Below are 20,032 nucleotides of genomic sequence, written 5' to 3' on the forward strand. Positions count from 1 at the left end.
GTTCCGGCCCGTTCCTTTTTCGTCGCCGCTCCTTTGCGTCCGCGTGTGCGGACCGATGGCGCGCGCTTCTTCCGGAGATCATCATCATGACTATCCAGCTTGCCGCGGGCCTCGACGCCCGCGCCGCCGATACCGCTCGCAAGGCGGCGGGCCTCCATAGCGTCGCCCTTGCCATCGCCGATCATCTTGCCCGCGCCGGCACGCTCTCGCGCCAGCATCTTGCCCGGCTGATGCGCGAGACATTCGGGGCCGACGACGCTTCTGGCGCCTGGTCGATGCGCGACGCCTATGATGCGCTCGAAGCCGGCCAGGTGCTGTTCCTGCGCGATGATGACGCCTCGCCGCTGGCGCTGTCCGAGCCGGCCGCGGTCCTGCGCGTGCTCGTCGACCTTCAACGCGGGCTACCGACCCAGACCTATCGCTCCGAACATCAGGTCGATTTCCAGCAGTTCAGCACGCCCGCCGCGCTGGCCTGGCTCACCGCCCTTTGCGCGCGGGTGACAGCGTCGGATGTCGTGCTCGAACCCTCCGCGGGCACCGGCATGCTCACCATGCTCGCAGCGCGCGCCGGCGCTGTGCTGCATCTCAACGAACGCGACCCCCAGCGTGCCGACCTGCTCGCTCATGTCGCGGCCCAGCTGGTCACGCGGTATGACGGCGGGTCGATCGACGACTGGCTCCCGGCGAGCTTCGCGCCCGACGTTGTGCTCATCAATCCGCCTTTCTCGCGCAGCGAGGGCCGCGGCCGCGACCGCCATGCCGGCGCCCGTCATCTGCGTTCGGCGCTGCTGCGATTGCGCGAGGCCGGCCGCTGCGTCGCGATCATGCCGTCGAGCTTCACCGCCGATGGTCCCGGCCGAACCGGCTATGCGTCGGTGCGCGAGGTTGTGCGTCCGCGCGCCGAGATCGACATCCTCGGCGACGTCTATGCCAAGCACGGCACCAGCGCGCGCATCCGGCTGCTGATCTTCGACAAGGGCTGGACCGGCGAGACCCGCCGCATCCTGGCCGAGACGCTGGCCGAGGCCTTGCCGCACGTCCTCGCGCTGCCCGAGCGACTGGGGCCGCCGACACCGCCCGCGACGCCGGCACCCGTTGTGCCTCCCAAGCCGGTCTGCACCCGCAGGCCGGCTTTTTCCATGTTCACCAAGGGGACCGTGCCGCGACCGCTCGCGCCGCCGGTTGTCGCGAGCGTCGCTTCCGCCGCGCTGCCGGTAGAGTTCGTCGTGCGTAACGAGCCGCTGCCGATAGGCGAGACGGCGGGCATCTTCGCGCCTTGGAGACTGTCGCGCATCGACATTCCGGGCGCTGCCGAGCATCCCGACGAGCTGGTCGAAACGCTGGCGATGGCCTCGGTGCTCCCGCCGGTGCCAAGTTACACACCCGCGTTGCCGCCGGGCAGCTTTGCGGCGCTTTCGAGCGCCCAGCTCGAGACCGTCCTTCTCGCGGGCAGCGCGTTCGCGCGCGATCTGCCGGGCCACTATCTGCCAAACGAGGCGGGTGACCAGCTGTTCGAGAAAGAGGGAGGCCATGTCTATCGGCAAGGCTTCTTCGTCGGCGACGGCACCGGGGTCGGCAAGGGCCGCGAAGCCGCCGCCTGCCTCATGGACCAATGGTGCCGCGGTAACCGCCGCCATCTATGGATCTCGCTGAACGGACCGCTTTTGGGCGATGCCCGCAGGGACTGGGAAGCACTCGGCGGCATGGGTGTCGATATCCAGCCGCTAGACGCGATCGGTCTGGGTCAACCCATCACCCTGTCGGCGGGCATCCTGTTCCTGACCTACAGCACCTTGCGCTCGGTGCGCGACAAGGGGACATCGCGCCTCGACCAGATCCTCGCCTGGCTGGGTGACGATTATGAAGGGTTGATCGTCCTCGACGAATCCCATGCGCTCGCCAATGCCGCGCCCTCGGCCAGCGATTTCGGGGATGGGGTCGCCTCGCAGCAGGGGATCACCGGCCTGCGCCTCCAGAACGCGCTGCCCCGCGCCCGCATCCTCTACGTCTCGGCGACCGGCGCCACCACGCCCGCCAATCTGGGCTATGCTCAGCGGCTAGGCCTCTGGGGCGTGGGCACCGCTTTCGCCACCCGCGCCAATTTCACCGCCGCGATGGAGAAAGGCGGCATCGCGGCGATGGAGGTCGTCTCCCGCGATCTCAAGGCCACCGGCCTCTATACTGCGCGTTCGCTGTCCTATGCCGGCATCGAATATGAGCCGCTCGAACATAAGCTGACCCCGGCGCAGATCGCGATCTACGACGCCTATGCCGACGCCTGGCAGGTGGTGCATGCCGGACTCGACGCTGTGCTCAAGGCGACCAATGTCATCGACCGGGTCGGCGGCGACACGCTGAACGCACAGGCCAAGGGCGCGGCGCTGTCCCGGTTTGAAAGCTCGCGCCAGCGCTTCTTCTCGGCCCTGCTGGTGGCGATGAAGATGCCGACGCTGCTGAAGGCGATCGAGGCCGAGCTGGCGCAGGGCCATGTCGCGGTCGTGCAGCTGGTCTCGACCTCGGAAGCCATCCTCGAACGGCGGCTCGCGGCGCTGTCGCCCGACGAACGCGCCAATCTGGATTTGGACTTGTCTCCCCGCGACGTCCTTGTCCGATATTTGACCGACGCATTCCCCGTCCGGCAGATGGAGGTGTTCAAGGACAATAGCGGCGAGGTTCGCTCGCGCCCCGCCAGCGATGCGGACGGCAATCCCGTCCTCAGCCAGGAAGCGGTGCGTGCTCGCGACGCATTGATCGAGAAACTCTGCGCGATGCCGCCGGTCGCGACCGCGCTCGACGAGCTGATCCGCCACTTTGGCACCGACCGGGTGGCCGAGGTCACCGGCCGCTCGCGTCGTATCGTCACCGATCGCTCGGGACGGCAGAAGATCGAACGGCTCAGCCCGCTGGCCCGGATCGCCGACACCAATGCCTTCCAGAATGGTGACAAGGAGGTGCTGGTCTTCTCCGGGGCCGGTGGCACCGGGCGCTCCTATCACTCCGACCGGGGGTGCAAGAGCGCCGGGCGACGCCGCGTCCATTTCCTGCTCGAACCGGGTTGGCGCGCATCGGCCGCGATCCAAGGCCTCGGCCGCACGCACCGCACCAACCAGACGATACCGCCGATCTTCCGGCCCGTGACCACCGACTGCAAGGGCGAGCGCCGGTTCATCAGCACCATCGCCCGCCGGCTCGATGCGCTGGGTGCATTGACGCGCGGCCAGCGGCAGGCCGGCAGCCAGAATCTGTTCGACCCGGCCGACAATCTTGAGAGCGACTATGCAAGGGACGCGCTCCATCAATGGTATCATCTGCTCCACGCCGGCAAGCTCGCCAGCACCACGCTCGACGCGTTCGAGAAAATGACGGCGCTCAAGCTTACCCAGGGCGACGCCGGCGAACTGCTGGAAAAGCTGCCGACGATCCAGCGCTGGCTCAATCGCCTGCTGGCGCTGCGCATCGCGACGCAGAACGCGATCTTCGAGGAGTTCTTCGCGCTGATCCAGGCGCGCATCGATGCGGCGCGCGAGGCGGGAACGCTCGATCTCGGCGTCGAGACGATCCTAGCGCGCAAGGTCGAGCTGCTTTCCGACATCGTCATCCATCGCGATGATGTTTCCGGCGCCGAAACCCGGCTCCAGAAGCTCCAGCTTCATCTCAAGCGCAATGTCACCGGGTTCGAGCGGCTGATGAGTGTGTGGAGCGAGACCGACGACATCGCGTATCTGCGCAATTCCCGGTCGGGCCGGGTCGCCTTGCGCGTACCCTCCTGGTCGACGATGGACGAGGACGGCCAGCCGATCGCAATGTGCCAGCTCGTGCGGCCCACGGGCCAGGATCGAACCCGGTTCGAAAGCCTTGCCCGCAGCTTCTGGCAGCGGATCGACAAGGGGGCTTTCGAACAGTTCTGGCGTGAGGAAGCCGATCAGGCGCGCGAACAGGTCGAGATCGAGACCGTCCATATCGCCACCGGCCTGCTGCTGCCGGTCTGGAACAAGCTGCCCGAGGACGATGTGCGGGTCTGGCGGATCGTCGACGAGGCGAGCGGCCAGGCGCGGCTCGGCCGCATCATCTCCGCCGAAATGCTCTCCGAAACCGCCGCCAGCTTCGATGTCGCCGACGCGGTGAAGCTCTCGCCTGCCGACATCATTGCTTCGGCGAGCGGGATCGACGGTGCCCCGATCGACGCCTTGCCCGGCGCGCGGCTCCACCGGGTCCGCGTCAACGGCCAGCAGAGGCTCGAGATCCGGGGCTATCCGTATGAGCGGCTCGACTGGTTGAAGTCGCTGGGCGCGTTCACCGAGATCATCAGCTTCCGCACCCGGTTGTTTCTGCCGCCGGATAAGGCTGAAACCATGCTGGAGCGTATGTCGGCGTTGTGACTGGCGACCGGCGGGGGCGGCTTAGCGGCCGCCCTCTGTCCCACCGCGGCGTCGCAGTTCGTCGCCCATAGCGCGGCCGTCTCGCGTGCAGGCGGCCACAACGCGATCGTAGCTGCGCCGTCCGGCCGTGCAGACCAGTTGGCGGCCCATCGCCCGCTGGCGGAGCAGCGCCTTGGCCTGTTGGCCGCCGCGCTCATTCAATTCCGGAGCATTGAAATCCGCCAGGCGGACCTCGACCCAGCGATCCGGTTTACCCTTCGGGCCGATGCAAAGGCTATCGCCGTCACCGACATAGCGCACCACGCCGCTGAACACGGTGCCCCGCGCCGGAAGCGGTGCGGTACAGGGATCCGCGTGCGCAGCCGATGGAAATGCCACGAGAGCCATTGCGATCAGCGCCGATCGAACGGTAGCTCGACGGTTGGGCCTCACGCGGGCGGCGTCGCCTCGGCGGCTTTCTTGCGCGGGCGGCGAACGGCGGGCGCCTTCGCGGGACTGGCGGCTTTTGCAGGACTTGCGGCTGGGGCCGGCTCAGGCGCTTTCGCCGCCGGCTTACGACCGAGGCCGATCTTGTGCGCCAACGCGCGCCGCTTCTCCGCATAGCTCGGCGCAACCATCGGATAGTCTGCCGGCAGATTCCACTTCGCGCGATAGTCTTCAGGGGTCAGTTGATAGTGCGTCATCAGGTGACGCTTGAGCATCTTGAGCTTTTTGCCGTCTTCCAGGCAGACGATATAGTCAGGCTTCACCGATGCGCGGATCGATACCGCCGGTTCGGGACGGACTTCAATCGGCGCCTGCGGGGCGCCAAGGCCGCTCAGCGCGCCGTGAATGTTCTGGATCAGCAAGGCAACATCGCCAACCGCCACACTGTTGTTGCTGACATGGGCCGCAACAATATCGGCGGTCAAAGTAACCAGTGTCGCTTGCCCGTCCGTTGTCTCAGTCATTGGTTAATCCTTCTCGAAACAGGGAAGCGCCGGTGGGCCTGTCGCTATCGCTGTTCATCGGCGTTGTGAAGCTGAACTTGCTTCTCACCCCGCCTGAGATGCTGCCGGATTCAGCAGCAATTCGGATCGGCCCGGTCTGGAGGGAAGGGAGAAGGTGAGTGGTGGGTTCGTGCCGGGCAAATGCGCCGGGGCGCGGATCTCCAATCCTCACCAGACAGGAGTTATCCAGATGGCAACGCTTGCCCAGGCTTCCGCTACCCCGGCTGCGGGAAGCTACCGCGTCGACGTCTCGCGCGGCAAATCCAATAGCCGCGTCTCGTCCGAATGGTTCAACCGGCCCGATGACGAACGCTTTCTCTCGCTCGGCGACCTCTACGACAGCGTTCACCGCCGCGCGGATCGCGCGCACACCCAGATCGTCGAAAGCCGCTCGATCCGGGTCGAGGCCAGCCGCGACCAGCCCGAACGGCTCGCCCTCATGCTTCCGGGCAATGACCGTCCGATCGCGCCGACCAACTGGTCCTTCGGCCAGGCGTGCAGCCTCGTCGGGGCACCCGCGTCCTATCTGCGCAATCTCCCGGCCGCGCTCGCCGGCATCAATCTCCAGCATGGATTGCTCCATCACCGCGGCGAACAGGTGAAGCTGCTCCAGACCGATGACGGCCGCACCGAACTGCGCGCGATCACCGGACCCGATTATGGCCGCATCTGGGATCACGAACTGGTGTCGGCGGTCATGCGCTTCGCCGGCAACGGGACCGGTGACACACGCTGGAAAGTGCCCGGCGTGCTCGACTGGGCGACGCATCAATATAACCCCTATGTCGATGTCACCAAGGAGACGACCACGCTCTATGCGTCGGACAGGGACGTGTTCCTGTTCCTCGTCGACGACACGCATCCGATCGAGGCGGGCAAGCTCCCGAACGGCGATCCCGATCTCTTCTTTCGTGGATTTTATTGTTGGAACAGCGAGGTCGGCGCAAAAACACTAGGGATCGCGACATTCTACCTTCGCGCCGTGTGCGCCAATCGCATCCTCTGGGGCGTCGAGCATTTCGAGGAGATCAAGATCCGGCACTCCAAGTTCGCCGCCGGACGCTTCGCCCAGCAGGCCGAACCGGCGCTCGCGCATTATGCCGACGCCTCGCCGCGCGCGTTCATCGACGGCATCCGGTCGGCGCGCGAGCGCGTCATCGCCCGGACCGACGAGGACCGCACCGACTTTCTGCGCAAGCGCGGCTTCTCGAAATCCGAGACCACGAAGATCATCGAAACCGTGCTCAACGAGGAGGGCAAGCCGCCCGAGAGTGTCTTCGACTTCGTGAGCGGCATCACCGCGCTCGCGCGGACCAAGACCCAGCAGGATGGCCGGCTCGAACTCGAAGGCAAGGCACGCCATCTCCTCGAGCAGGTCCGCTGATCGCGCACTTCCACCTGGCCGGCGCTCGACTTCGACAGGGTCGGGTGCCGGACATCCCCATGGAGACATTCCAATGGCCGATTATTTCACCTCCATTGCATTCGAGATCGCGGTGAGCGCGGCGGAAGCCGATCTTCTGAGCGAATGCTTCGAAGTCTCGCACACGATTGTCTGCGGTTTTCCCGGACGAGAGGAAGACGGGCTTGACGCGGCAAAGGGCTACTACGCCGAATGCAGCGACGCATTCCATGCTGCATTTCCGCCACTCGCACAGGAAGAAGACCCGTTCGCGGGATTCCTGCAAATCTGGACCGACCCGGACTTTCCGACCTTCGACGCCGATCTCTCGATCGAAGATGATGCCGATGGGATGCGCAAACGCGTTTTCATCCATGGTGACTGCGCAGACGTGGCTGCGATCGCCTCCGGAATCCAGGCGATATGCCTCTCGGCCTTGCCCTTCGGGTTCGAGTGGTCGACCAGCTGCTCGCGTGCCCGTCCCGGATCGCGGGGCGGCGGCTATTTCGTGATCACGCCCACCGAAATCCTGGGGGGCGGCACGGAATGGCTGATGAGCGAAGCCCTCAAGGCGTTGCCCAACGAGCCGGCAAAGACGCTCGGTTTGCCGATCATGACCAGCGCCAGCGCCGCGAGCATGGGATTTGCTCCGTTCAACGACGTCCCGACGCTCCCGATCGACATACCGGACGGCGGATTCACCGTCAGCGCCAAGTCGAGCGAGGGGCTGCGCGTCACTTTCTACTTCGGTCCCTATCGCACCGATGGCCCGCCGCGCTTTGTCGATATCCAGTATCACGATGCCGGAATGACCGTGCCGGACGGCGGAGGGGCTCCCGCGCCGGTGTTCGACATGCTGACGATCGCGGAAAAAGGCCGCCATCCTTACGACAGCCGCAAGTCCGCCATATCGGACAAGCCGTCGATCGCCGTCCTGCTGCTCGATCGGCCCGACGATCCGGCCTGACACGCTGGTCCACCCTCCCACCATGAAACCCACGAGACCCGGCCATCGCGCCGGGTTTCGTGCATCTGAAGGATATGATCCATGCACAGCGAACCGAGTTCGGCGGCCGCGTCGACCGCGCCTCTCTACAGCCAGGTCACGTTCGATGACCGCGGCAACTTCCTCTACCAGGGTGATCTCCAGCGGCCGGGCGAAAGCCTCGTCGCGATCGTCGCCCGGCTCGAACCGCATCTGCGCGTCTCTTTCCCCAACGCGCGCTTTGCAATTCTCACGCAAAGCTTCTCCGGCGGTCGCAAGATCATCGCGGAGGTTCTCGACGCGCCCGAGGACCTCACCGGGCGGGACGCGCAAAACGCCTTCATCGTCACGGTCAAGGATCAGATCGAGCGCTTCGGCTTTACCCGTTCGAACATCTACCAGGACTCGCACCACTGCGCCTTCTTCTGCGAGGTCCGCATAGGACAACCCTATTGGGCGGCGTTGGCTGACCGGCGCGGATCAGGCAGCACGGTCGCGAGCATCGTATCGCTCGCCGCGTTCAAAAAGCGGGTGAAGCCAGGCGACCAGCTGAAACTCATCAGCGCACCGGGCTGGCATCGCGCCATCGGAACCACGCGGACCATCAAGGCCGTTCGGTCGAAAGATATTATCCTTGAGGGATCGAGCTATCTCACCCTCCCGCGTGCGGCGCAGTTTGCCTGTGACGGCACGCTGGTGCGGATCGCGATCGGCACCGAGGACCGTCCGGACGCTCATCTCTTGTACCAATGGTTCCCCGCCAAAGCGGCCTGAAGCCAGTCGTCTCGCTTCCAGCGTGACCGGCCGGGCACGCCGGATTCTCACCCCGCGACTGCGGGCCATTCCCGGCCATATTCCACCGAGGAGTAATATGATGAAAATTGACGAGATCGACACGGCATCGCCGGAACAGCTTGCTCCGATCCTGCATGCCGCCCTCCAGCGTTTGGGGCAACTCGGACGCACAGGCGCCGTCGCGCTCGCGGCGCTCGTTGGCGACGATGACGCCGACTTCGACGAGGCATCGGGCTGGATCGAAGACATCGCTTCCGGCGGGCTGCGCCGCTGAAGCCAGCAAGCATCCACCGACGCGAGAAGCCCGGCCACCGCGCCGGGCTTCTCATAGGCGCGCCCGCGCCGATCATCTCCCGAAAGGAATAGCCATGACCACCTCAGCCGCGCGCTATCGCGTACTTGAGCAGATCTACGACCTGCTCTCGAACTATCTCGTCGACGAATGCCCGGAAGATGAGCATTGGGAAGACTTCGACCCTGAAATCGACGGCCTCCGCACCACGGCAAGCGACCTGCTGGGCGCCGAGGCAGTGTCGCTGGCGGCAGCTCCAACCGAGCCGACTATCTTCTCCGTCGAGATCGAGTTCGTCAGCGGCCAAGAGCGCTTCGCCTCGGAGACCTACCGTATCGAGGCCTATGATTGGAGCCAGGCAAAGCGGGTCGCATTCGATCTGGCATCCGGCAGCGTCTACAATGACGAGCAACGCATATCGGATTTTGCCCGACGCGCGATCGACCGGACGCTCTCGGAGCCGGCCCCGCCATGCGACGAAGATGTCCAGTCGGAGGCCTCGACCCGTCCCGATCTGGATGCCCGCGCCGCAGCCGCGGTCTCGTCATGAAAACGCAGGCAATGACCACGGGCCTGCGAGTCACCTTGTCCAGGACCGAGTTGGACACGCTCCTGACCCTGCTGCGACACAGCGCGGCGCATCCATCGGGCGATCGGCCGTGGCTTCTGTCCGGCCGGCAGGCGACTCTAGCTCCCACGATCGTCGACCAGCTTGAAAAGGGACTGGTATCGCTCCGCTTGAAACAGGCTAAAGCGCGATCAAGGCGTGAAGCCCCGCGGCGGGAGGCCGAGCGCCGAGCGGCCCGCGAACATCATGCGTCGATCGACGGATATACGGTCTGGGGCATGTTGGGTGATTGGGCCGATATCTCCGATGATCCCGACAGGCGCCAATGGGCCGATCTGTTCCACCTGGACACCGTCCCGAGGACGCAGGGTGAAATCAGACGTGGCGTTTGGCGGATCTTCATCAGCAAAGGCCGGATCGGCTCCGAGGATTCCGTCGTCCTGCCCGGCGACTGCACCCTGACCGCGGACCGCGACGAGATTGCGGTTCTGGCCAGCCGGATCATTTCCTCGCATGCGCCATAATGGTTCGCCGAATTCCGCCGTGCCGCCGCGTGGAGGGAAGGTGGTGGTGAAGGGCGTGCGGCGGGATGTCCGTCGCCCGACCGGAGACCTGTCCATGCCAAACACTGTCCACCTGCCGCAGCATGCCGCGCTTGCGGTGCCCGAGCACCTCGCTGCCTGCGTCATCGCCCTTACGGCAGCCGAATATGAGGCCGCGACGATCCTGGCCTTCGATCCTGAGGCCAATATCTCTCCCGCCGCGCTGCAATCGGCACAGTCCTACGAGGACGACGCCCTTTACGGTCTTGCAGCCAGCCACTTCGAAGATGCCACATGGCGCCGGCTCGCCCGCGCCTGCGTNAGCGATGCCGATCATTACGATGACGCTCAATGTCTCGCGGTCTTCCTCGCCGAACGCTCTGACCCATCCATCGACAGCGCCGCGATGATCCAGGCCAGTCGATGGAGGGAAGGAGGTCGGGGACGGTGAGGCGCGATGGCCGTTATCGGTCGGATCAGCGCCTCGCTTTCTCTTACGACGAGGTGACTCATGGAACTCATTACCGCCGAAATCCGCGGAGCCCTTCTCGCCAATGGCCGGCGCGCCGCTCAAGGCGAGGATATCGACCCCTTGCCGGTCGTGAAGCTGTTCACGCCTGACGCCAACGCGACCTGGCTTCTCACCGAGGTGGATGTCGAAGATCCGGACATGCTGTTCGGCTTATGTGATCTTGGCGTCGGCAGCCCGGAACTTGGCTGCGTTTCGCTTGCCGAGCTTCAGCATATCCTCGGCGCGACCGGCATGTCGATCGAACGCGACCTCTGGTTCGAGCCCAAGCAGTCGCTCAGCGCATATGCCCGCGAAGCCGTCGCCGCCGGCTATATCTCGGCCTGAGCGTCCACGCCGCAAGATCATTTTTTCCAAACCCGAGCCGAGGGGCTGGCCGCATCGCGTGCCGGCCCTCGTGCCCGTGGGAGCGCCGACAATAGCCAAGGGCAGATGCCATGCAAATCGAACTGCGCAATATCGAATATAGCGAAGCGCTTTCGATCAATTCCACCGCTTACGCCGCGGAGGTCTGGATCGACGGCGAACTTGCCTTTCGCGCCCGTAACAGCGGCACTGGCGGCGCCGACTTCATCACCCGGCAAGGTCGCCCGACGGAAGACGAGGTGAACGCCTGGCTCAAGGCGAACCGGCCGCAACCCGTCATCGATGGCGTCCGCATCGACCATGATCTGGAATGGGAAATCGGCCTGCTGCTGAACCGGGCATTGGAACATCGGCGTCTGATCGAGCTGATGCAGACCCATCTGGTGACGATCGAGCATGGGCAGATCTATCAGTATCCGTTCGGTCGCTACGCCCGCGCCAACGTGCGCCTAGCCGTGCTGCGTGCCAATCCCGACGCCATCATACTGAACGACGCGGGTGAAGCTGGCTTGCACATGGCCCTCGACATCCTAACCGCCAACCATTGAGCCGACCGGACCATCGCCTAGGTCGGCCGGAAGTTTGGTCAGCCCACCAATCTCGCCACCCTCGATTCAGGGAGCATCTCATGTCCCGCAACTCGCCCCTACGGGGAAGGCTCGCTTCGTTCGAGCACGCCTATGCCGTCGCCGTCCAGAGGCGCCGGGAAACCGGCCGCTATCAGCTCGTGGTTCGGACGAACAATCCGACGCAACCCTTCCGTGTCACGAGCACCTCTCCCGAACCCGATGAAAATCTTCTGCTCCAGGTTGCGTGAAAATCGACCGATCAAAGAAAGGACCACCACGATGTCGACGAACGCTACGAACAAGGCAATGGTCCGTCCTGTTTGCCGCAACTGCGGAAGCAGTGAAATCGTCCGTGATGCCAGCGCCCGGTGGGATGTCACTGCGCAGGACTGGTCACTCACCGGCGTCTACGACTGCACATTCTGCGACAACTGCAACGGTGAAGGCGACAGTTTGGCCGAATGGATTGAAGCAGAGAGCACTAGCCCTGCCAATGTTCATCGTGACCACGCCTGAGGAGGATATCCATGGCCAATCGTGTTTCAGCGTCGATCGAATTGGGCGGATCGCTCACTGCGACCGACTATATCGAATTGTCGGAGATCATTGCCAGTGAAGGCCTGTCAATTGAATGGGACGGCGAACCCTTCGAACCTGATCATCGCGTTGCCGGTGCGCGGCTCAGTCTCTACGCGCATGAAGTCGCGTGGGGGCGGTTCGAAAAGCTCGAGACGTGGTGTGTTGAAAAGCGCCTGGTCTTCGCCAGATGGTCCGGCGCCTATGCCGGCGAATGGGGAGCCGAACGTGTCGTGTTTACGGGCGATGGCGCACCTGTATCATTCGCAGCGGATGAAGACGACACTGTCGTGATCAACCGTGGCACGGTCGAAAAGCTCGCATCGCTGGACGCAATCATCGCATACTTCGATGCGGCTGACGTTCGAGTTCCGCCACTGGTAGTCGAGGGGGACCCGAGCGAGGCACCTTCAGCGCAAATCAGCAATCCAACATCCCTCCAAGGTCCGCGTATCGGTCCCGCATAAGTGCATGTTGGATCGGGTGAGGACAGGCCGACAGGAAAGGACACGTCCAGCGCCGCAAGGGTGACCCCGAATGCTGAATGCGCTGGAGTCCAGCAGTAGCCCAACAGGTCCGTCAATCGCCGGCATCCCTCAAGCGCCCTTTGGCGGGAGGGGGAGGATGGATGAAGGCGGCGGTCTTCAGAGGAAGGCTGCGGATCGCGAGATGCCGCTCAATCCAGCAGCAGTTTCGATTGATCGTCACATGCTGCTTCCAGCATCAGGATCTTCATCATGCGTCTCACAGATGACCTCGCCGCCCGCAGACGGCTCTATNCCTTTCCATTACCGACGGCGCCGGTGGTGGTGTTGATCGACATTCCCCGCCACTATGCCAGCGAGTCTCTTCCGCTCGGCCGATTTTATCCCATCATCGTCGAGACGGCGGAAGAGTTGGTCGAACTCGAAACTTTTCTGACAGCCGAACGGTCTGAGCCCGTCCCACCCGACCTGCTTGCGCGGCGTCCGAGCCACCTGGCCGCAACCTGCATCACCTTCTTCCAGTATTGCCCATCGGAACCCGGTTGGCCCTGGCTGCTGCTCTGCCATTGGCCCAAGACCTATACCCAACAGGTCGAGGAAGATGGCGAGATGCTGGCCCGCGATGCCTACACGATCGAGATGTTCACTGGGCAGTCGCAACTCCTGGCGGCGACCGCTCAGTTTGCCCGGATCCTCGGTTCAGAGGTCCGTATTCAAACCGTGCCCACCGAGGGCGTCGCCGCGGGCTACGCCTGACTGCATCTCCAATGGTTCCGGCCAGAAGCCGGTGAGTTAGACCGAACGGTGCTTCGCGTTCTGACGTTCCCGCGCAAGATCGAGAGCGTGGGACAGACGCATGGCAACCACGCCGTCCTCGGGGTCAACGAGGAGGTCCAGTGCCTCCTCCATCAACGCAATGGCCCGTGTCAGACCATCGGGTTCCTGATTCATGATCGTGCCCTTCCTCAAATCGCTCAGCCGGCTGGCACCCTCTACCAGAGAGGGTGCCGGCCCCTGAGCCGGACGATCGAAAACGCGACGATAGACGCGTGCCTGAACCTTTAGCTGCGAACAGCCTGGACATGCGCACAGGCCATCCGGCCGCGAAAAGCCATGCAGCCAGCTCTATCGTTCAGAGTTTCGACACTCCGGCCCACCACCGGCAGGCCGCGCTCCTATAGGCAGAACCCGGTTTGCTGCCAAGCGAACCGGGTTCAGGAATTCAGATTATCAAGCGGGGGCGCCTGGACCCGCTATTGGGGCACCCCAAATGAGGTCGATCAGCTCGATGCCAGACGCGCGGATTGCACGGGACGGAACATCTCCGCCCGGCTCTTCATCAGATCGGTGAGCCAGCAAAGATGCGACGCAGCGTCCGGGAGAGGGAGTTCGGCAACCGTATCGAACAGCGCCCGCTGGTAGGGAGAGCCCCGATCGAGAATGTCCCTAAGCCCCAGCCGGGCTGGACTCTCCTCGTCGACGATTTGTGCATTAGCCTCTCGCGCGGCGTCGAGAAACGCCTCTGCAAGCTCTTGCGCCTCGTAATAGCCGCCGTCGAGACCTTCGGACCGCGCAACATGCGCCAGCTTGCGGCGCACGAACACGATCTCAGGGTCACCTGTTGCGTCATCGAGCGGCAGGTTGAAGTCGAAATCAGCGAGATATTTTTCGATCATAATGCACCCATGCTTTCGGAGCGCATCAGAACATTTTGCGAACAAAATTACAAGCGGACAATCGCGCCGGTTGTCCCGGACAGGCGCAATTTGTCGCTTTCCGAGGTTTCGCGAACCGGGTCCAAGGATCGCGTATTGGTCCAAGGTTTTGCGGACTCGATTCGTTAAACCTTGGCCAAGGGATTGCGAGATGGGGAAGCAGATTCAGCGATGGCTTTGTGTTCGGTTTCAGGCCGGTATTTGTGCCACCATCGATCGACCCTGTGGCGCCGGTGGTTGCTCTCATCGACTATCGCCTCGACCGAGGCGCCCTCGCGGCAACGGGCGATGGCCAGCAGCTTTCGATATATCGGTTCGCTCGTGGCGACGGCACCGTGCCGTTGCAGCGTATCGGAGTCCGGATAGCAATCGGTCTGGCAAAGGGGGTCACTTAGCGTTCGCATATAGGCCTGTCTGCGCACGGTCGCGTCAACAGAGAGGATGTTCAATAACCGTGTTCTCTGACGCATCGGCAGACGCATAACGACTTCCGATGCCTGTTCTGTGTCGGGCTTTACCCCAAGGATGACAGACCATCGTTCCGAAGGTTTTCGCAACATCCAGACGAGTATCAGCATCAACTCATAAGCCCGGCTCCCCGACCCTGATTGGGTCGGTGGCAGACCGAGTTCCTGCGCGATCCGGACGAACAGAACGAGCCGACGGCGCCCGTCNCTCGATTGCCATAAGGTCCAGGNGATTTGGGCTACAAGGGCCACCATCGTTGACCACGCGCAAGTTCGCAGACCGGGGAAGCGGGCTTTACCCTCCCGCATCGCTCTCAACATCTTTTCCTGAAGCTCGAGAACCGGCGGGTGGGCGATCGTTAAAGGCGCGTCACAATGACGAGCGCCGCATTTATGGCAGGTTCCCAGAGTGGGCGTATAGTTTACCTCCAGCGTAGGCATGCGCAACGGGGCGTGACATTTCCTGCATCGTTCGATGAGCACTGTCCCATGCACGGGGCACAAGGACGCCCATCCCGTCAGCCAGTCGAGCCGCACCCAAGGCTCTCGATCGTCCACGAGGCATTGCGGACAGGCGACGCAATGTGGGCTGCAGTCCGCTCTCGGCCTGACAAGATCCCGTGACCAACGGCCGACGATGTGACCGGGATTTCTTTGCGATGACAAGCCCTTCCAGTCGAGGAAGGTCATGGCTCGTAAGCGCTTCATGCCAACGCCAGTGCGACGCGAGATCGCCAAGAGCACTTCCGGGCCGGGACGATGCCACCACGCCGGATCGCTGGTGTCTACGCCCAGCATGCGCGCGGTCTGGTGGAGACGAAGGCCGAGGCGGGCAGCGAGGCGATGGCACCAGGAGATCAGGGCCTCTCCCTCCATCGGATCGACCATGATCGGCAACGGCACGACGCGCGGTGGCGGTCGCGTCACCGGCGTCACCTCATAGAGCATGGCGGCTGGCCCTACGGCGTTCGGAGAGCGGGATGAACCGGANGTCGTCGATCAGCCGTGCCGAGATCGCCTCGGTTCCCGNTTTGACTGCCAGCACGGCGGCACGATTGACGATTGCGATCACCTCGCCGAGCACGCCTTCGGCCGCAGTCAGGATCTTGGCCGACAGCGCGGGATCGGTCAGGTTCGAAGGGCGTCGTAGCGGTAGCACCGCTTCCAGCGTCCCGAGCAGGCGGCGATACGCATCGCCTTCGGTCCACAGCGGCAACATGAACGGCTCGAACCGGCTGACGAGCTGGTCGTCACTGTTGATCGCCTGCAACGCTTCGCCGGTGCCGACCCCGACCAGCGGGATACGCAGCTCGTTGCCGAGCCAACGCAGCAGATTGAGTAACTGGCGCTGTCTGGACCTTGAGCCCGAGAGAAGGTTGTGCAGTTCGTCGATCACGAGCATCCGCACGCCGGTCAGCCGCATTGTGCGCACCGCCACGTCCTGCAAAGCGACGGGACGCGCTCGGTTGTCATACGGCATCCCAAGCTCGTCAAGGATGGCGGCGAAGAACCGGCTCTCGTCCGGGGCGGAGGGCATCTGCACCGACAGCACCGGCACGCTTGCCACCCGGTTCTCGCAGTCCGTCGCGTCGATCCGAGGATATGCGCGCCGGAACTTCTCGACGATCATCGTCTTGCCGTTGTTAGTCGGCCCGACCAACAAGAGATTGGGCATGCGCGTGCGCTGCGGGAAGTCGAGCAGTTCCTCCAGCGCCTCGNCGGCAGCGTCCGCCCGAGCGTAGCCGATCCACCTGTCCATGCGGATATGCCAGATACGGCTCGCCGCATCCTCGTCGGCCAGCGGCCGAACCGCGGCATGGAGATGCGCGTAACTCCCGGTCACGACCATTCCTCGAACGGATAAATGTCGTCGNGATTGAAGGGCCGGGCCTCGGTCTGATCGTCGGCCTCGGTGCGCAACGCGGCGCGCGCATCATCCATCCGACCGCCATCAACGACCCTCAGCCTGCGCGCCCGCTGGCGTCGCGCTGTCTTGCTCGCCAGCACGGCATCGTCGGCGATCCGCCGCATCGCCGCGATGGTGCGGAAGATCGCCGCCTCATCGACAAGCGCGCGGCCTTCCTCGCGCAACCGCTTGNGCGCCAGGCGGTGCTCCCACAGGCTGATCGGCGGGCGGCCGAGGTCGCGGTAGCTGATGTCGTAATAGTGATTGTTCTCGCCGAGCAGGTAGATGCGGCTGAGATCGCGCGGGTCGTAGCGCACGATCATCGGCTCGGGATGGCCGATCCAGGTCCGCAGCACGTCGGCCCAGTAGTGGATCGAGTGCAGCGAGATGCCGTCGCGCCGGACCCGGCGCATGGCAATCGGNAGGAAGTCGATCAGGAACCGGCGTGGATCGGGCACCATCGTCGGCGCTCCGCGGCCCAGCACCTTGTCATCGCCGGCGATCCCCCTGGTCCACGCCGCCAGCGGCGGCATGCCAATGCCGCGATGCAGGCTGCGGTGATAGACGCCGGCGATGGCATGGGCGAGCCAGCGCTCCACCTCGTCGATGGTCATGGCGGCCGTCTTCTCGGGATTGAGGTCGCCCTTCACGCGGATGTCGGAGAAGGTCGTTCCAGGGAGCAGATGGACCTTGCCCATCATCGTGCCGATCAGCCGCTCTATGTGCCCGCCATAGTGGGGTGTCCGGACGGGCCGATAATCGATGTCGATGCCATATTCCTGGCAGCCGCGCCTGAGCGCCTCCGACCTGAACTCCTTGGCATTGTCGAGGTGCAGCCGCTCGGGGATTCCATAGACCGGCCACTCATCCNCGATGCCCCGCGCCGCCAGCCAGCCTTCCTTCATCAGTGCCGCATGGCTGATGCACAGCGCCACCGAAGTTGCCGACGGCGGCTCCNGCGACAGGTGGAAGCCCGCCACGCATCGCGTCGCCACGTCAATCGCCAGCGTCAGCCAGGGCCGCTGGATCGGCTCCCGCGTCTCGGTGTCCACCACGATCACGTCGACCAGCGTATGGTCGATCTGGATCAGCGACAGCGGGTATTCCGCGACCAGCGNGCCGGTGACGGGACCATAGCGATCGCGCGCAGCCTTGCGGCCACGCCGCTCGGCGAGCNCCTTGGCGGCGGGACGCTTCTCTACCCGGCGAGCGATCGTATTGCGGCCCGGCACCGGAAGGCCGGCCTGATGGCAGCGTTCGTGAACGACCCTCACAAGGTCGGCGATCAGGGGCTGCTGCCGGGTCAAGTNGNAGCTGTCGATTACCTCTTCGATCACAGTATCAACCGCCGGATCGAGCAAGGCTCCCCCCGGCGCAGGCCCTCTCGCACGCGGCAGGAGGCTNGTAAGGCGGGGATCGTCCAGATAGCGACGCAACAGGCTGTAGAGATGGGTCGGCCCATAGCCCAGTTCGCGCGCGGCGACTTCGACCTCGGCGCGGGTCCGGTCGGCCTTGTTGGCGAGCATCCTGACTACCGGCAAGCAACGGCGGGCTTCCGCCCAGGCATCCTCGTCTACGTTCAGCAGGTGCGGCCGTGTCATGGCAGGCCGATCCGTGTCGCCGGCACGATCGGCGCCGACACGTCGATGCGCAGCATACCTTGTGCGATCATGCGCCAGATCACGCCAAGCGCTTCTTCCCGCGCCGCCGGCATCGCGTTCGCCAACTCCTGGAAGGTCGGATCTCGCAACGTCCGCACCATCGCCAGCGTGGTTTTCGCAAGATCAGGATCGAGAGTGGCGCTCCGCAAGGGCAGCAGGCGCTTCGCGGCATCCAGTGCAGGACATCGGACTGTCCGGTCGGTCGCGATCCGGAAGCTTCCACCGCGCTCCCTGATCCAGCGCCGCCCCGCCGCGAACGCCGGCCTGAACCGCTTCCATCCCGCGCGCAGGTCCGCCCGATATTTGACCTCGACCAGTTCCGAGCGGCCGTCGCTCCATTCCAACAGGAAGTCGGGCGTGTATCGTCGCCTATCACCATCATGCTCGAACCGGANCGTGATCGGCTGCGACGTGNTCTTCGCATCGCGATCGGCGAAGCTCGACAGCGTGACGAAGTCGCGTTCGNGCGCGCTCTCGTGCNCCGTCATGCCTGTCGGCACGGCGTTGAAGCCAGTCACATGCGACCGATGGCTGAGCGGAACGCGCCTCAATTTTCCTCCAAAGTTGCATGCGACTCAGTTCGCACAACCTTGGACATTTTCAGGCCGATTCACAAACCTTGGATATTATCGCGGGGAGAAGCCCGCACGAAGACTCATGTTTCGGCTCTCGCCGATTCACGAAACCTTGGAAACTGACACAATTCGTGGTTGCCCATGGTCTCTCGCACCCGTTGGCGGCCTCCCCATCCGAAGCGCATGCGGCCACCTTGGCGCGGGGCGCGGCGAGGACGCCGCACCCCGCAATCACCGTCGAACCAAGTCGTTCATCGCATCCAGAGCCACCTTTCGCAGTGTCTCGGCGTGACGGAACCGAACCGCTGTCGCAAGGGCTGCCTCCGGGCAAGAAGTTCTAGGAGATAAGAGGCCTGTCGACGGAATTACTTGATCCAAAGGTGTCGACAGGCCTCTTATCTCCTAGAACTTCTAAAGCCCGCAGCGCGACGTCCCTTGCGCCATCGGTCCGGTCCCGCCCCTTGAGCCCCGGCGAAAGGCGGCTCCGGATGCGATGAACGACGCCCCAGGCCTCGTTCTCCGATGATCAGGCAGGAATGCCTCCGGCATGCTTTTCTTGATTGAGGGCCGCTATCGCGTCCTCTTTTGTGGCTCAGGCTCACCAGACACGATGAAATCGTGTCAAGAAAACAATCACATAGATGGAATGTAGCGGAGGAAGTATAAAGAAGGTGCGGAAGGGAAAGGCCCGGAAGCAAGAAATGAAGGAGTAAAGGACATGAATATCGGTGAGTTTAACTTGAAGAATGGCCGCCTTCTCGGTTGGATTGCCACGCACACGATCGATCTTCCCCGCTTGGGGTTGCGTTCGGTCGAAAGCGAAAACGACCAAGCCCCGGTTTACGAAATCCTCGCGCAGAACGTCAGCAACCGCTGGGTTCAGATCGGGGCGCTTTGGGAAGCCACATCGAACAAGACCGGCGAAATCTTCCTTCAGGGAAACATCGACGATCCATCGATGCCGGAACCGCTCCCCATCGCGTTGTTCGGCACGCGAGAAGAGGGCTTCAATGTCGCATGGCGCAGGCCCAAGCGGCGGGACGACTTCGCGCCTGTTACGCGCTCGAATGGTGACAGCTACCGCGACGAACGCCCCCGCAACGCGGGCGGCATGGGGGAAAGCACCGCTGATGACGGCGGGGAGTATGTCGGGCCGGACGCCACCCAGAAGCTGGACGACGAAATCCCGTTCTAACCCAAGCCAACGACGGGCCGGGGGAGCGCTGGAACG

At 63.9% G+C, this 20,032-nt stretch carries 20 protein-coding genes; 12 read left to right on the top strand and 8 right to left on the bottom strand.

What is annotated here, in order from left to right:
* The first annotated feature begins 86 nt into the window (after positions 1-86).
* The gene (locus BHE75_RS06905; protein ID WP_070935566.1) at positions 87-4,379 is read left to right on the top strand and encodes a strawberry notch family protein; all 4,293 of its coding nucleotides are present in this window, start codon (positions 87-89) and stop codon (positions 4,377-4,379) included.
* 21 nt (positions 4,380-4,400) lie between these two features.
* Here the strand turns inward: BHE75_RS06905 and BHE75_RS06910 are convergent, their stop codons facing one another.
* Both BHE75_RS06910 and BHE75_RS06915 read right to left on the bottom strand, forming a co-directional pair.
* Positions 4,401-4,694 carry a thermonuclease family protein gene (locus tag BHE75_RS06910; protein ID WP_254684380.1) on the bottom strand — a complete coding sequence of 98 codons (294 nt, stop codon included), beginning with the start codon at positions 4,692-4,694 and terminating at the stop codon, positions 4,401-4,403.
* A gap of 113 nt (positions 4,695-4,807) precedes the next feature.
* Complete coding sequence (locus BHE75_RS06915) at positions 4,808-5,329, bottom strand: MucR family transcriptional regulator (protein ID WP_070933358.1); 522 nt, start codon at positions 5,327-5,329, stop codon at positions 4,808-4,810.
* A 229-nt stretch (positions 5,330-5,558) separates the two neighbouring features.
* Here BHE75_RS06915 and BHE75_RS06920 point away from each other — a divergent pair, with 229 nt between their 5' ends.
* From BHE75_RS06920 to BHE75_RS23115, 10 genes are all read left to right on the top strand, one after another.
* Complete coding sequence (locus tag BHE75_RS06920; protein ID WP_070933360.1) at positions 5,559-6,752, top strand: DUF932 domain-containing protein; 1,194 nt, start codon at positions 5,559-5,561, stop codon at positions 6,750-6,752.
* A gap of 73 nt (positions 6,753-6,825) precedes the next feature.
* Positions 6,826-7,737, top strand: a complete 912-nt coding sequence (locus BHE75_RS24885) for a hypothetical protein (RefSeq protein ID WP_254684381.1) — start codon at positions 6,826-6,828, stop codon at positions 7,735-7,737.
* A gap of 81 nt (positions 7,738-7,818) precedes the next feature.
* The gene (locus tag BHE75_RS06930; RefSeq protein ID WP_070933362.1) at positions 7,819-8,529 is read left to right on the top strand and encodes a hypothetical protein; all 711 of its coding nucleotides are present in this window, start codon (positions 7,819-7,821) and stop codon (positions 8,527-8,529) included.
* A gap of 100 nt (positions 8,530-8,629) precedes the next feature.
* Positions 8,630-8,824, top strand: a complete 195-nt coding sequence (locus tag BHE75_RS06935; protein WP_031309233.1) for a hypothetical protein — start codon at positions 8,630-8,632, stop codon at positions 8,822-8,824.
* Between the two features lie 94 nt (positions 8,825-8,918).
* Positions 8,919-9,392: a hypothetical protein gene (locus tag BHE75_RS06940; RefSeq protein WP_070933364.1), complete on the top strand. Its 474-nt coding sequence runs from the start codon at positions 8,919-8,921 to the stop codon at positions 9,390-9,392.
* 11 nt (positions 9,393-9,403) lie between these two features.
* On the top strand, positions 9,404-9,934 hold the full coding sequence (locus BHE75_RS06945) for a hypothetical protein (protein ID WP_139181662.1): 531 nt from the start codon (positions 9,404-9,406) through the stop codon (positions 9,932-9,934).
* A 529-nt stretch (positions 9,935-10,463) separates the two neighbouring features.
* The gene (locus BHE75_RS06955; protein WP_070933370.1) at positions 10,464-10,808 is read left to right on the top strand and encodes a DUF2958 domain-containing protein; all 345 of its coding nucleotides are present in this window, start codon (positions 10,464-10,466) and stop codon (positions 10,806-10,808) included.
* A 110-nt stretch (positions 10,809-10,918) separates the two neighbouring features.
* The gene (locus BHE75_RS06960; protein ID WP_070933372.1) at positions 10,919-11,395 is read left to right on the top strand and encodes a hypothetical protein; all 477 of its coding nucleotides are present in this window, start codon (positions 10,919-10,921) and stop codon (positions 11,393-11,395) included.
* Between the two features lie 300 nt (positions 11,396-11,695).
* The gene (locus BHE75_RS23950; RefSeq protein ID WP_139181664.1) at positions 11,696-11,932 is read left to right on the top strand and encodes a hypothetical protein; all 237 of its coding nucleotides are present in this window, start codon (positions 11,696-11,698) and stop codon (positions 11,930-11,932) included.
* Positions 11,933-11,943: 11 nt separating this feature from the next.
* Complete coding sequence (locus BHE75_RS23115) at positions 11,944-12,459, top strand: hypothetical protein (protein WP_024019485.1); 516 nt, start codon at positions 11,944-11,946, stop codon at positions 12,457-12,459.
* A gap of 810 nt (positions 12,460-13,269) precedes the next feature.
* Here the strand turns inward: BHE75_RS23115 and BHE75_RS24405 are convergent.
* The 6 genes from BHE75_RS24405 to BHE75_RS06990 form a co-directional block, all read right to left on the bottom strand.
* A complete protein-coding gene (locus BHE75_RS24405) occupies positions 13,270-13,428 on the bottom strand; it encodes a hypothetical protein (protein ID WP_024019487.1) in 159 nt (52 codons plus the stop codon).
* 329 nt (positions 13,429-13,757) lie between these two features.
* Positions 13,758-14,153 (bottom strand): hypothetical protein, encoded by a 396-nt coding sequence (locus BHE75_RS06975; RefSeq protein ID WP_070933378.1) that lies wholly within the window; start codon positions 14,151-14,153, stop codon positions 13,758-13,760.
* 164 nt (positions 14,154-14,317) lie between these two features.
* Positions 14,318-15,607 (bottom strand): TniQ family protein, encoded by a 1,290-nt coding sequence (locus BHE75_RS23120; RefSeq protein ID WP_084652988.1) that lies wholly within the window; start codon positions 15,605-15,607, stop codon positions 14,318-14,320.
* Complete coding sequence (locus BHE75_RS06980; RefSeq protein ID WP_070933380.1) at positions 15,597-16,508, bottom strand: TniB family NTP-binding protein; 912 nt, start codon at positions 16,506-16,508, stop codon at positions 15,597-15,599. Before BHE75_RS06980 ends, BHE75_RS23120 begins: the two co-directional genes overlap by 11 nt.
* On the bottom strand, positions 16,499-18,166 hold the full coding sequence (locus BHE75_RS06985) for a Mu transposase C-terminal domain-containing protein (protein ID WP_070933382.1): 1,668 nt from the start codon (positions 18,164-18,166) through the stop codon (positions 16,499-16,501). The genes BHE75_RS06980 and BHE75_RS06985 overlap by 10 nt, the downstream gene beginning before the upstream one ends.
* Positions 18,163-18,714: a TnsA endonuclease N-terminal domain-containing protein gene (locus BHE75_RS06990; RefSeq protein WP_084653465.1), complete on the bottom strand. Its 552-nt coding sequence runs from the start codon at positions 18,712-18,714 to the stop codon at positions 18,163-18,165. Before BHE75_RS06990 ends, BHE75_RS06985 begins: the two co-directional genes overlap by 4 nt.
* An 805-nt stretch (positions 18,715-19,519) precedes the next feature.
* Here BHE75_RS06990 and BHE75_RS06995 point away from each other — a divergent pair.
* The gene (locus tag BHE75_RS06995) at positions 19,520-19,996 is read left to right on the top strand and encodes a DUF736 domain-containing protein (protein ID WP_024019489.1); all 477 of its coding nucleotides are present in this window, start codon (positions 19,520-19,522) and stop codon (positions 19,994-19,996) included.
* The last annotated feature ends 36 nt before the right edge of the window (positions 19,997-20,032 follow it).

Origin of the sequence: Edaphosphingomonas haloaromaticamans, assembly GCF_001853345.1 — a bacterium.
In the GTDB taxonomy this organism is placed as follows: Bacteria; Pseudomonadota; Alphaproteobacteria; order Sphingomonadales; family Sphingomonadaceae; genus Sphingomonas_E; species Sphingomonas_E fennica.

Excerpts from the sequence above, each read along its gene's own strand:
- BHE75_RS06905 (WP_070935566.1), top strand. The coding sequence starts at position 87 with ATGACTATCCAGCTTGCCGCGGGCCTCGACGCCCGCGCCGCCGATACC.
- BHE75_RS06915 (WP_070933358.1), bottom strand. The coding sequence starts at position 5,329 with ATGACTGAGACAACGGACGGGCAAGCGACACTGGTTACTTTGACCGCC.
- BHE75_RS06920 (WP_070933360.1), top strand. The coding sequence starts at position 5,559 with ATGGCAACGCTTGCCCAGGCTTCCGCTACCCCGGCTGCGGGAAGCTAC.
- BHE75_RS24885 (WP_254684381.1), top strand. The coding sequence starts at position 6,826 with ATGGCCGATTATTTCACCTCCATTGCATTCGAGATCGCGGTGAGCGCG.
- BHE75_RS06930 (WP_070933362.1), top strand. The coding sequence starts at position 7,819 with ATGCACAGCGAACCGAGTTCGGCGGCCGCGTCGACCGCGCCTCTCTAC.
- BHE75_RS06935 (WP_031309233.1), top strand. The coding sequence starts at position 8,630 with ATGAAAATTGACGAGATCGACACGGCATCGCCGGAACAGCTTGCTCCG.
- BHE75_RS06940 (WP_070933364.1), top strand. The coding sequence starts at position 8,919 with ATGACCACCTCAGCCGCGCGCTATCGCGTACTTGAGCAGATCTACGAC.
- BHE75_RS06945 (WP_139181662.1), top strand. The coding sequence starts at position 9,404 with ATGACCACGGGCCTGCGAGTCACCTTGTCCAGGACCGAGTTGGACACG.
- BHE75_RS06955 (WP_070933370.1), top strand. The coding sequence starts at position 10,464 with ATGGAACTCATTACCGCCGAAATCCGCGGAGCCCTTCTCGCCAATGGC.
- BHE75_RS06960 (WP_070933372.1), top strand. The coding sequence starts at position 10,919 with ATGCAAATCGAACTGCGCAATATCGAATATAGCGAAGCGCTTTCGATC.
- BHE75_RS23950 (WP_139181664.1), top strand. The coding sequence starts at position 11,696 with ATGTCGACGAACGCTACGAACAAGGCAATGGTCCGTCCTGTTTGCCGC.
- BHE75_RS23115 (WP_024019485.1), top strand. The coding sequence starts at position 11,944 with ATGGCCAATCGTGTTTCAGCGTCGATCGAATTGGGCGGATCGCTCACT.
- BHE75_RS24405 (WP_024019487.1), bottom strand. The coding sequence starts at position 13,428 with ATGAATCAGGAACCCGATGGTCTGACACGGGCCATTGCGTTGATGGAG.
- BHE75_RS06975 (WP_070933378.1), bottom strand. The coding sequence starts at position 14,153 with ATGATCGAAAAATATCTCGCTGATTTCGACTTCAACCTGCCGCTCGAT.
- BHE75_RS06995 (WP_024019489.1), top strand. The coding sequence starts at position 19,520 with ATGAATATCGGTGAGTTTAACTTGAAGAATGGCCGCCTTCTCGGTTGG.